At 41.5% G+C, this 12,925-nt stretch carries 6 protein-coding genes; all 6 read left to right on the plus strand.

Going from position 1 to position 12,925, the window contains the following annotated elements; translation table 11 throughout:
- The first annotated feature begins 46 nt into the window (after positions 1-46).
- The 6 genes from K6V21_RS11370 to K6V21_RS11395 all read left to right on the plus strand — a co-directional run bounded on the left by K6V21_RS11370 (position 47) and on the right by K6V21_RS11395 (position 12,811).
- Entirely contained in the window at positions 47-2,452 is a 2,406-nt protein-coding gene (locus K6V21_RS11370; RefSeq protein WP_224321825.1) for an outer membrane beta-barrel family protein, read from the plus strand.
- A gap of 216 nt (positions 2,453-2,668) precedes the next feature.
- Positions 2,669-4,219 carry a pectate lyase gene (locus tag K6V21_RS11375; RefSeq protein WP_408912818.1) on the plus strand — a complete coding sequence of 517 codons (1,551 nt, stop codon included), beginning with the start codon at positions 2,669-2,671 and terminating at the stop codon, positions 4,217-4,219.
- A gap of 31 nt (positions 4,220-4,250) precedes the next feature.
- The gene (locus K6V21_RS11380) at positions 4,251-5,558 is read left to right on the plus strand and encodes a pectinesterase family protein (RefSeq protein ID WP_224321827.1); all 1,308 of its coding nucleotides are present in this window, start codon (positions 4,251-4,253) and stop codon (positions 5,556-5,558) included.
- Between the two features lie 260 nt (positions 5,559-5,818).
- Positions 5,819-9,061: a SusC/RagA family TonB-linked outer membrane protein gene (locus tag K6V21_RS11385; RefSeq protein ID WP_217714159.1), complete on the plus strand. Its 3,243-nt coding sequence runs from the start codon at positions 5,819-5,821 to the stop codon at positions 9,059-9,061.
- 12 nt (positions 9,062-9,073) lie between these two features.
- Positions 9,074-11,155 (plus strand): RagB/SusD family nutrient uptake outer membrane protein, encoded by a 2,082-nt coding sequence (locus K6V21_RS11390; protein WP_224321828.1) that lies wholly within the window; start codon positions 9,074-9,076, stop codon positions 11,153-11,155.
- A 27-nt stretch (positions 11,156-11,182) separates the two neighbouring features.
- Positions 11,183-12,811 (plus strand): DUF5123 domain-containing protein, encoded by a 1,629-nt coding sequence (locus tag K6V21_RS11395; protein WP_224321829.1) that lies wholly within the window; start codon positions 11,183-11,185, stop codon positions 12,809-12,811.
- Positions 12,812-12,925: the final 114 nt, after the last annotated feature.

Here is a 12,925-nt window from a genome sequence, read left to right on the forward strand (position 1 = left end):
TGCATCAGGTAAAAACGAAAAGTGAAACATTTAAATCAATCGAACGATGAAAGCAAATTCAATGAAGACTATCGGGAAAAGACTAACATTCTTAATCCTTATCATGTGTGTGGCAGTTTCTATTTCTGCTCAAAGTTATCAACTCTCCGGTTGCGTACAGGACGAAAACAATCAGCCGGTGGAAGTAGCAAACATTCTGTTGAAACAGGCTAAAGACAGTACTTATCTTACGGGTATGCTGACGGATGCACAAGGGTGTTTTACCTTTACTCAACCTAAAGGGGAATATCTGTTACATATTACTCTGATAGGTTGTGAAGATATCTATTTACCCGTCTCCCTACAGGGAAATAAGAATATAGGTATGCTCACCCTGAAATCCTCTTCTACCTTTTTGAATGAAGTAACCGTTACGGCAGCCCGTCCGGTAATCAAGCGCCTGGTGGACAGAGTTGTTTTTGATACACATAATGCCATTGCTACTGCCGGGGGAAATGCACTCGACCTTTTGCGTGAAGTGCCCGGTTTGCGCGTTGGGCAGAACAGTATTGATATCATAGGTAAAGGAGGCGTGAAGATATATATCAATGATCGTGAAACGAAACTTTCAGGTGACGAGTTGATTGACTATCTCCGTTCTTATGACGCCTCTCAGATACAGAAAGTGGAAGTAATCACTACTCCGCCCTCCAAATATGATGCGGCTGGTAATGCAGGTATTATCAATATACGCCTGAAGTCACGCCCTAAAGATTATCTGGGAGGTACGGTATCTGCTTCTTATAATGCAGGCGAAAAGGAAAATTACGGTTATGGTGGTGTAAACCTGAATATCAGTAAAGGTCGTGTATCTTCCTTTATCAATGCAGGCACTACGCAAGGCAACTATGAGACCCGCGAGGCGAATCGTCGCTATTTTGCCCTGAATACTTGGGATGGATGTACGGATTATAAGAAATACATGCAGAGTTATTATGGCCAGGCAGGTGTGGACTTTGCTCTGGAACGCAACTGGACGTTAGGTTTGCAAGCCGTTTACAATCACAACAACCCTAAAGATTCCAAAGCAGTTTCTATTACGGAAGTTTATGATGTGGCTACTGCCCGTCTGGACTCTCTCTTATTCTCTGACAGTGAAGAAGGAACTAAAGCCGACCGCATCAATTTGAATTTCCATACCGATAAGTCCTGGGATGATAAGGGTAAAAAGATGACCTGGGATGTGGATTATCTGTATGATAAGAGGGATGGCCACATGGGATTCCTGTCTGACACTCAGACCCCTGATGGTGTAACCATACCCGGAACCAATTTCGATTACAGTTATTTGCAAAATCGCAAAGTAGATGTATTCTCTTCTGCACTCGACTTTACACTTCCGTTTGAGAAGTATAAGGTGACCGCAGGTGCCAAGGTTTCTTTCACGAATACCCGTAACCGTATCAATTATGATACTTCGGACCCGACACTGGTGCAGGACGACTACTTCCACTATAAAGAACAAATCTATGCTCTTTACGCTGACTATAACCGCGCGTTTGGCAAGCAGTTCTCCATGCAGCTGGGTTTGCGTATGGAACACACCCGTACTACCGGTATCTCTGAGTCGGAGAATACGACGGACAAGCACGATTATACCCGTCTGTTCCCTACACTCTATTTCCTATATTCACCCAATGAGCAGAATGCGTTGAACCTTAGTTTGTCCAATCGCATTTCCCGCCCTTCACAGAATATGGTGAACCCTTTCCCGTTCTATCAGAACAAGTACACCTATGCTTGCGGAAAGGAAGACCTGAAGCCGAGTTATACGTACAATGCCGAATTGGGATATACATTCAAGAACAATCTCAATATCTCTGCCTTTTATTCTTATTCGGACGATGTATTCTTTCAGGTTGTAGGTCTGGATCCGGAAACGAACGTCAGTTCTTTCCTGTGGGATAACTTTATGGAGACACACTCTTTCGGGCTGAATAACTCCTATACATTCCGTACAAAATGGATGCAAGCTTATGCTCAGCACGGTGTAAACTATAGCCGTACAACTTCCAGTGCCGCTTCCACATCAGCCGAAGAGAAAGGATGGGCTTATAATGCCAGTTTGCGCAATACGTTCTTCCTTAATCCGAAGAAGACATTTATCGGAACGCTTTCAGGTTGGTTTACTTCACGCCAGTATAGTGGAGTATATCTGATAAAACCTACTTATGGTGTCAGTGCGGGTTTGCTCTATCGCATGCTGGATAATAAGCTCAGTCTTAGCCTGAATGTCAATAACATTCTGGTTAGCCATTCGAAGCTTGAAACCGTTTCCAATGGAGTCCGGATGACGACGGACAATCAGTTTGCCTTTACCGGTTTCCGCATCGGTGTTTCCTACACGTTTGGTGGAGATATCCGCAGCAAGGGACAGCGTAATAGTAACTCAGATATTCAGAACAGATTATAAACATTGCTTTCATCGTTTTTACCTAGCTGAAAGCACTCCCGTGGCGGGAGACGGACGGCTTGTCAGAGTGAAACAGAGGTTTCACCGGACAGGCCGTTCACTTTATTTCCATAAAGTATATGAATCATTCCTCCTTTTCTACCAGTTTTTACCCCTTACTTTCTTCATGATTGCTCACTTTTGCATACCAACAAACAAATCTATAAGAGGAAGTATATGAAAAACAAAATGAAAAACCGAGTAATAGAGATGAAGGACTTATGCCTTTTATGGCTCTTCTTGTTCTTATTAGGTGGAATACCGGCAGGAGCGACTACTATTTCTGATGATGAATCAGCATCCGGTACGGAAGAATTAATCGCTTTCCCCGGCGCTGAAGGTTTTGGCCGGAATACTACCGGTGGTCGCGGTGGTAAAGTTTATCACGTCACTACATTGGAAGATGGAATGCAGGCAGGAACCTTACGTCATGCACTTGCACAAACAGGTGCACGTACGGTGGTTTTTGATGTAGCCGGGACTATCTTCCTGAACAGACCTTTAAGAATCACTAACGGAGATTTGACTATTGCCGGACAAACGGCGCCGGGGCAAGGCATCTGTATTGCCAGACGTCCGGTAACTATTAATGCCAACAATGTTATTGTTCGTTATGTACGGTTTCGTGTCGGCAATGAAGGCGGTGGAGAACCCGACGGACTTGGAAGTACCGATTGCAAGAATGTTATTGTAGACCATTGTTCTATCAGTTGGTCGGTAGACGAGTGTTGTTCGGTGTACGGTGGTGAAAACCTGACTGTTCAGTGGTGTCTTGTTTCCGAAAGCCTTCGGACGGCCGGTCATGCCAAAGGAAAACACGGATATGGAGCCATCTGGGGAGGAGCGAAAGCGTCTTTTCATCATAATCTGCTGGCACACCATGAAAGTCGTTTTCCCCGACTTGGTCCCCGTCCTTTCACTCAGGAACGTGAGCATGTGGATATGCGGAACAACGTTTTTTATAATTGGGCGGGAAATGGCTGCTACGGTGGAGAGGGAATGCATGTGAACATCGTGAACAATTATTATAAACCGGGTCCGGCTACTCCCAAAAAAAGTCCTGTACGCTATCGTATTGCCGCTCTTGGAGTGCGTACTACGAAATATTGTACCAAGGCGGATGGTAAACCTAATGTTTGGAAACCTATGGAACATGTATGGGGGAAATTCTATGTGGACGGTAACGTAATCGAAGGTAATAAGGAAGTCACCAAGGATAACTGGACAAAGGGTATTTACGAACAAATAAACAACTCATCCTGCGATAATACTTTCACCAAGCAAGTGAAGAAAGAGATGCGTCTGGTCAAACCTTTGGATGCAGGCATTGTCACTACACATACCGCCGAACAGGCGTATGATCTTGTATTGGCCCATGCAGGCTGTTCCAAACAACGTGATATTATAGATATACGTATTATAGAAGAAACCCAAAACGGTACGGCTACTTACATTGGCAGCGTGACGAAAGGTGCTGAAAATGCTCCCGGATTGATCGACTTACCGGCAGATGTGAAACCGGAGGGAGCTACTAGCGCCTGGCCGGAATTAACGAATGGCGGTGTTACAGCCGATGAGCTAAGAGATACTGATGGCGATGGTATTCCGGATGTATGGGAAACGGCTCATGGGCTGAATCCGAAGGATGCTTCCGATGGCATTACTACTACATTGAGTAAGGAAGGTTATACCAATTTGGAAGTCTATATGAACAGTCTGGTACCATAGAAATTAAGAAACAATTATCAAACATAGAAGTATGAAGAAGATTATTTTTACTGTACTACTTGTCGGAATCTTATCCGGAGGATGTGCACAGGATAAGGAAGCAGTCTCTCCATTTCAGGCAGTAGTGGCTCAGGATGGCAGCGGCGACTATGCAACTATTCAGTCTGCCGTAGATGCGGCACCGGAGAACCGGCGGGAACCATGGCTCATTTTCGTAAAGAACGGTTCGTACCGTGAACAGGTAATTATCCCTGAGACCAAGACTTACATTCATCTCATTGGGCAGGATAAGGATAAGACGATCATCCGTCACCTTCTCAATGTGGGCGGAAAACCCGAAGAAGGTACTGCACCCGAGAAAACCGCTTACTGGAAACATTCTGTTCATAATCCTTTCTCCGAAGTTTACAAATTAGAAGGCAGCGTTGTTTATGTGAAGGGAGCCCATTTTTATACGGAGAATATCTCTTATCTTAATGACTGGGGGGTAGATAGCCAAAATGGTCCTCAAGCTTTGGCTATGAGTAGCCAAGCTGATTGTGCTGCATACAATAATTGCATTTTTCGATCTTTTCAGGACACCTGGATGACTTCCAGAACTGACTCTCACCGTCTTTATGCGAAAGATTGCTGGATTGAGGGCGCGGTAGATTACTTTTATGGCAGTGGAGATGCTTTGCTTGAGAACTGTACATTATATAATGTACGCAGTGGTTCTGTAATAGTTGCTCCCTCCCATAAAAATGTGAGGTTCGGATATGTATTTCGCAACTGTATAGTGGATGGTAATGCCGCTGCTTCCGATGGTAAACAAAAGTTAGGACGTCCGTGGCATAATTCTCCTCGTGCTGTTTATATACATACCACTATGCGCATTCCTCTTGCTCCCGAGGGGTGGACAAACATGGGTGCTATTCCGGGGTTATTTGCAGAGTATGACAGTCGCGATGCTGAAGGTAATATACTTGACCTGAGCCAACGTAAGACTGAATATGACGGACGTGGCCCGGATAATCCGCCGAAAGGTTCCTGTCGTGCAACAATCACCAAGGAAGAAGCGGATGGCTATGTATACGAACGTATAATTCCGGGAGATGACGGATGGGATCCCCGTGTGATGATGGAAAAATTGCCGTCTCCCGCAAAGTTGAAGAAAAAGGGGCTGAAAGTTAGTTGGAAAGCAGTACCTGCTGCTGCCGGATATGTCATTTTTGATAATGACCGTGTTATAGGTTTTACAAAAGAGCCGATCTATAATTTGTCATCTGAAATAAAAGGAAATTTAAAAGTATGTGCTGTCAATCGTTATGGTTCATTAGGAACAGAGGGTACTCTTTAGTTAATGAATTGTAATGCCACTATAACATATTGACATTTTTTGCATGTAGAATCCCGGGCTTGTGAAAGTCCGGGATTTTTTGTTAAAACTGCTCTGTTTTAGGCTATAGCTTAATTTTTACTCTCTTTTCGGATGATTTTACTCTTTAATCATCCTTCTAATTCTGAATTTTGCAAAAGAATTAATAACACAGGTTAAGTTAAGAAATGAAAAGCTTTACGAAAAACACTGTACTTATTGTTTAACTAAATAATACTATCATGAAACAAGAAATCGAAAAGATGAAGAGCAGGTTACTTCTGCTGGCATTCATTTTAATGGTGCCTATTGGAGTGTTTGCTCAAAACATTACGGTAAAAGGTAATGTGACTGATTCGGAAGGAGAGCCGATTATCGGTGCCACTGTTATGGAAAAAGGCAAAAGCCAGAATGGTGTCATCACTGACTTAGATGGTAATTTTACTCTGAATGTGTCAGGTAAAGGAAAAAAGATTGTTATTACCTATATAGGTATGAAAACAGAAGAAGTGGATGCGGTAACCGGAAAGACCTTGAAGATTGTCTTGAAGGATGATTCGCAAACACTGGACGAAGTAGTAGTAGTTGCCGTAGGTTATGGTAACGCACGCAAGAAGGATTTGACCGGTGCTATTTCTTCTGTAGGTGAAAGTACTTTGAAAAACATTCCTGTAACTTCTGCTTCAAGTGCCATTACAGGACGTCTGGCTGGTGTAAGCGTTATCACATCAGAAGGTTCCCCCGATGCTACGGTTAGCATCCGTGTGCGTGGTGGTGGTTCCATTACACAAAGCAATGAACCTCTTTTCATTGTAGACGGTTTTCAGGTAAGTGGTATTGATGATATTCCACCTACGGATATTGAGAGCATTGACGTATTGAAAGATGCCTCTTCTACTGCTATCTATGGTGCAAAAGGTGCTAATGGTGTAATTTTGGTTACTACTAAAAGTGGCCGTGCTGGTAAAACGCAAATAAGCCTGAATGCCTCTCTGGGTTTCAATCGTTTTTATAATGAAACAGAAGTTCTTTCTCCCTATGAATATGTGTATCTTCAGAGAGAGTTGGATCCGGCGAAGAATGCCGGTTTCTTCGATCGTTATGGGCAGTGGGAAGATATAGATATCTATAAATCAAAAGTTGGTAAAAACTGGCAACGTGATTTGTTCGACAGGACAGGTCTGAAACAGAGCTACAATATGAATATCAATGGAGGTAGTGAAGACCTGGTCTATAGTCTTAGTTATACGCATGACGATGAAACTTATATTATGCAGACTTCGCAGTATCGTCGTGACAATGTCAATTTGAAGGTAAACAAGAAATTCAACAAGAAGCTGAGAATGGACCTCAATGTTAAGATGTCCAATACTACGATTGACGGTCCGAGTGTATCAAGTGGTTCTAAGTTGCGTGACTGTGTGAAGTATCCTACAATAGGAACTCTGACAGACCTTACTGATGAAGATTTAAGTGGAGACGATGGTATCATTGAAAATATCAGTAGCCTGAATGACCCTTATTTCAATATTGTAAACGAGTATAAGAAGCAGTCTAAATTCAACAATTCTTATAATGCCGCTCTGATATGGGATGTTATAAAAGGATTGCAATGGCGTGCTGAAGGTACTTACGGATTTAGCTTTGACCGTACGGATAATGTCTACTTGAAGAATACAAGTAAGGCAAACCAAACTGCCGGTCAGCCTGTAGGTGTCCGTGAATATTGGAACGGACAGAATTGGGCTTTCCGTACCTTGCTGAACTATAAGTTCAAAATGAAAGATCATAGTTTTGATGTTATGGGAGGTATGGAAGCGTTAAGTTCCAAGAAAGATAAAATGCAAATCACGGCTGATTACTTCCCAAGTGATTACGGAGTGAATGATATTCTTTCTATGTGGAACAATGGTACGTCAGAACCTACTTATACAACGATTAACGAGCCGAGCCGAAGTATGTCTTATTTTGGTCGTGCTAATTATATACTTAAAGATCGCTATTATCTGACTTTCACACTGCGTGCCGACGGTACCAATGTATTTGCTCCGGGCAATAAGTGGGGACTCTTTCCGGCAGCTTCAGCTGCATGGCGTATGTCTGATGAAAAGTTTATGGAAGCTACCAAAGACTGGTTGTCTAACTTTAAGTGGCGTCTTAGCTATGGTAAATCCGGTAATGCCCGTGTAGGTTCCTATTGGCGTCAGACTTACTCTCCGGTGACCAATATTAAGAACTTATATTATCAGAATGAAATAGGACAGAGCAGTTTGCAACCAAGTACGCGTTTGCGCAACGAAAACCTTACTTGGGAATCTAAATATTCTACAAATGTCGGCTTTGATCTGGGGTTGTTTGAGAACCGCCTGAACTTGACTTTTGATTTCTATAATGATGTAACCAAGAACTTGATTATGGAGGTTCAGTTGCCTTCTAATGCCGGTTATAATACTCAATATCAGAACTTAGGACAGACAACCAACCGTGGTGTGGAATTGACATTAAATGCTAATCTGATTAATACGAAAAACTTTTTCCTGGATTTTAACTTTAACATCTCGTTCAATAAGAACAAAGTGGATGCTCTTTATGGAGCAAACGGAGACGTGATGATCCTTTCTGGTGGAGGTACAGAAGTGGGAAGTGATAACTACCGCGTATTCGTAGGGAAAGAAACAGGTTTGATGTATGGTTATGTCTGTGATGGCATGTATTCTTTCGATGATTTTGATTTTGATCAGGCTACGAAGAAATGGGTACTGAAGAAAGATGAAAATGGTAATAATATTGCTCCGGACAATTTTGGTGTACTTTCTAAAGGAGGTGGTTATTACGGACCGGGGCATCTGAAGCTGAAAGACCTGAATGGCGATGGTGTAATTGATGCAGACAATGACCGTAAAGTAATTGGAAATGCTTTGCCTAAACACACCGGTGGCTTTAGTTTCAATGCTGGTTGGAAAGGATTTGACTTGACCGCCATGTTTAACTGGTCGTATGGCAATGATATTTTGAATATGAATAAAATTGACTATACGTCTTATGTAGGAGCCAAAAGGTATCAGAATATGAGCACTGAAATGAAGCTGGAAAATCGCTTTACTACTATTGATCCGGTAACCGGTTTGAATATTTATTATGGTGACTATGCTAATCCCGAACGTCTGAAGGAAATCAATGCAAACGCTACAATCTGGCATCCATTGATGAATAACTCCATTACTACGGATTGGGCAGTAGAAGATGGGTCATTCCTGCGTCTGGGTACATTGACTTTAGGATATACTTTGCCGAAGATGCTTACAACAAAATTCGGAGTAAAGTCTCTGCGTGTTTATGCTACTGCTAACAATGTGTTCTGTTGGACTGCTTATAGTGGACAAGACCCTGAAGTAAATACCGGTAAAGCTATGACACCGGGTTATGATAGATCAGCTTATCCGAAGTCCAAATCGTATGTTTTCGGTTTAAATCTAACTTTCTAAATTATTATACTTATGAAAAAATATAATCTATTATATATACTGACGGCAGGAATGATGCTATTCACTTCCTGCGAGGATTTCTTGAATACGGATTCTCCTTCCGAACAAAGCAAGGAGAACTTATTTGAGAATGAGGGAATGACTCGATCTGCCATAATGGGAGTATATTCGGAATTGGCCGGAACCTATGTATATGGTCAGAAAATGTCAGTAAACTGGCAAGGAGTTTCTGATATTGAGCAGGCAAGCGGTTATCAGGAAGATCCGGCTACAGACAAGACGAGTGATTCAGGTGCGGCCAATTACTGGTGTGACTGGTATAATAAAACATTGCAGTGGGGATATATCTTTAAAATGGCAGAACTTGCCAGCACGGCAGTAGATGGTATTCGTGCTTCTGAAGCTTTCAATAATGGCACTACGGCTATGAAGCGTTATATGGGTGAAGCTTTGGTACTTCGTTCTCTTTCATATTTTGAACTTGTGCGTCGTTGGGGAGATATACCTTTTAAAGAAGGTATGTCAAGCTCGGACCTTTCCAATGTCTATATGGGTAAAATCAACCGCGACAGTATATATGCTTGTATTGTAAAAGACATGCAAGAAGCCATAGAATACCTTCCTTGGGTTGGCGAAGTGGCTGATTATAATAGTGAGCGTATAACTAAAGGGTTTGCGAAGGGGATGTTGGCACGTATCGCTCTTTTTGCCGGAGGCTGGTCTGTACGTGATGGTAAGGAATTCCCGGCTAATACGAGTGTGGAACGTTATTCCAATACTGAGCAGAATCCGGGTATGGAAGAAGTAGGAGAGTATTTTATAGGTCGTCCTGCCAATTGGAGGGATTATTACGAGATTGCCGAACAGCAGTGTGCTGAGATTATAGGTGATCCGGAAAATCCTCACAGACTGGATCCGGATTATGGAGATATCTGGAAATCAGTCTGCGGTCTGAAAGCCAATACATATAATGAGAACTTGTTTGAGGTAGCCAATGGAGTAGGCTATAGTGGTGATATAGGTACTTTGATGGGACGTGCCATGGATGGTAATTTGGGATATGGCCAGCGTGGTTTTGGCGGTACTTATGTTAGTACTAATGCTTATTATTTCTATTCGTTCGATCAGAATGACACGCGTCGTGACTATGCCTGCTACTGGCCTGTTTACAAAAAAGATGGTACTATCAAAGAAGTAATGCAGAATGATATTATGTCTGTGAGATTGGGTAAATGGTCTTTCTTCTGGACTGCCGAATCTTATCGCTCAATCGCATTGACCGCTACGGCTCGTACTCCGACAGGCATCAACTGGATTGTGATGCGTTATCCTGATATCCTTTTGATGTTTGCTGAGGCTCGCTATATGTTAGGTAAAGGTGAAAATTCAGTAAGTGATGTGGCTGGTATTAGTGCTGCCAGAGCGCTGGAGATGGTTCGTGAACGTGCATTTGGTTCAGGAGCGGAAGCTGTTATGGACTATAAGAAAGTAGATTTCTTTGATGCTATTGTCAACGAACGTGCATGGGAGTTTGGTGGTGAGGGTATCCGTAAACTCGATTTGATTCGTTGGGGATTACTCGATTCTAAGATTGAGGAGATGAAAGTGGCTATGCTCTATATGTTGGATGGTAGCCATCCCGTAGAAATCTTTGATAAGACTTATCAACCTGAAGAGTTTCCCAATAAACTGTATTTCAAGTACGATGAGAATGGAGAATTTATAGATTTCTCTTCTATTAATTTTTATACTAAGAGAGCAGCCAATCCGGATGAGAAAGTATATACGGAAATAAAATGGTTTCCGGAGACTTACTGGAATGTGAAGGAAACGGATATAAACAAAGATCATAGCTTGATCAAGAATGCTACAAAAATATTGGTATGTGCTTCAGGACTGAGAAAATCTTATGATTATAGTCAGTTGTTGAGTACATTGAAGTATGGTTCTCTGATTCAGGATAGATTGAATGGTTACAAAATAGGTAATGGAGTTTGTAATTATCGTCACTTGTTCTCTATCTATTATGATGATATCTATAAGTCTAAGGGATATTTGTCCAATTCTTACGGATATGATAATAGTGCTCAATAATATGATAATTATTAAAAGAATAAACTTATGAAAATTAGAAATTTCTATTATATTTTGCTGGGAATTCTCACATTCTCGGTGATAGCATGCGAGGAAGCTAATGAATGGGAAGTGGATCCCAGTCATGACAGATTATTCCGTTCTACGAAGTTTGAAGTAAAAGAAACGAATCCAACTTCTGCTCTTTTGAGTTTCAGGGGAGTCACAAATGCTACAAAGTATGTATTTGATTTCAGTGAAGGTGATAGTTTGCTTTTTAACAATATAGTATTTACCACAGAACTTCTTGTAGATACAATGAATGCCTACAATAAAGAAGCTTCTGAAATAAAAACGGAATATCGTGCTCTTTTTACGGATCTGAATGGTACGACACGTTATTCGGTGCGTATGAAAGCTGTCAATGGAAATACCGGGATGGAATCGGGATATGTGCAGTTGTGTTTTGACACTACAGACGAGCAGATATTTACTACCGTTACTCCGGGAACTACCAGTGTCTCTTTGAATTGGCAGGCAGAAAAAACAGCTACGCGTATTGAGTATGGTGAGTTAGTAAAGACTGAGATCGAGGGTGAAGAGGCAAAAACTGATACGATTTGGGCTACAGCACACGAACTCACTTCAACAGAAAAACAAGCTGGTGAGTTAACAATAGACGGGCTTAAACCGGGAACTAATTATATTACGTATATCTTCAATGAGAAGGCTCGCAGAGGTTCTTATAAATTTAAGACTTTGGGATCCTCCAAAGGAACGACTATTTCAGTAAAAGCAAGTGATGATATTAATGCCTTGTTGGCGGGTGCACCGGCTGGCGATGTGACTTTGTCATTTACGGGTGGACAAACTTATGAGGTTGGTGAATTTATAATTCCCGAAACTGTTGCGAACTTGTATATAGCCGGTAACGTGGTAGGAGGTAAGATGCCTGTATTAAATATGACCAAGTTTACATTCTCTGCTCTTATGGATAACTTCTATGTACAGTATATGGATATTATCAGCGATGGTAAGTCTCAATTTATGATTGAACTTGGCGGTAGCACCGGCTTTAAGAATGTAAGTTTTGAGGGATGCAACATTAGTGAAATTCCAAGAAGTCTTATCCGTACCAATTCTGGTAATCTTGAAGTTGAAGGAATTGCTATTAGTAACTGTTTCATTAAGAATGTGGGTTTAAGTGGATATGGACTTTTGAATATCGGTAAGTTGAAGTCGTTAAGTACTATTTCTATTACCAATACTACTCTGTTGAATATTGGTGATCAGATTATGGATTTACGTGTACAGACAGATAAAGTTACATTTACTCAATCTACTTTCTGTAACTATGATATTAACATGCCTAAATTATTGCGTTTGGATAAGCAACCGAAAGAAATTACTGTAACAGGGGTAATTTTTACGGGAGATAATAAGGGCGGTAAAATGAATTCTGGTAATAGCGACTATTCCAAGTATCTGAGTTTTGCCGGATGTTATTTAACTTCTGATTTCCAGGAAAATGATAAGAAGTTTACCGATGCTCAAATCTTAAAAATCTCATCAGAAGAGTTATTTGAAGATCCAAAGAATGGTGATTTTCACTTTAAACCGGAAGCTAAGTTTGAAGGGGATGGTAAAGTAGGAGATCCGAGATGGTGGACAAAATAATCTGACAGGTATTAGTTTCAGGATAAACTATCCTCTCTGAAAAGAAGTCCGGGTTTCATGGTGAAGCCCGGACTTTTATTTTCAGACAAGGTCTTTTTGTTTCTCTTTCTTTAA

Origin of the sequence: Bacteroides cellulosilyticus (assembly GCF_020091405.1) — a bacterium.
Lineage (GTDB): Bacteria > Bacteroidota > Bacteroidia > Bacteroidales > Bacteroidaceae > Bacteroides.

What these genes read in the sequence shown, in the direction of transcription:
- K6V21_RS11390 (WP_224321828.1), top strand. Translation starts at nt 9,074, where the DNA reads ATGAAAAAATATAATCTATTATATATACTGACGGCAGGAATGATGCTA.
- K6V21_RS11395 (WP_224321829.1), top strand. Translation starts at nt 11,183, where the DNA reads ATGAAAATTAGAAATTTCTATTATATTTTGCTGGGAATTCTCACATTC.
- K6V21_RS11375 (WP_408912818.1), top strand. Translation starts at nt 2,669, where the DNA reads ATGAAAAACAAAATGAAAAACCGAGTAATAGAGATGAAGGACTTATGC.
- K6V21_RS11370 (WP_224321825.1), top strand. Translation starts at nt 47, where the DNA reads ATGAAAGCAAATTCAATGAAGACTATCGGGAAAAGACTAACATTCTTA.
- K6V21_RS11380 (WP_224321827.1), top strand. Translation starts at nt 4,251, where the DNA reads ATGAAGAAGATTATTTTTACTGTACTACTTGTCGGAATCTTATCCGGA.
- K6V21_RS11385 (WP_217714159.1), top strand. Translation starts at nt 5,819, where the DNA reads ATGAAACAAGAAATCGAAAAGATGAAGAGCAGGTTACTTCTGCTGGCA.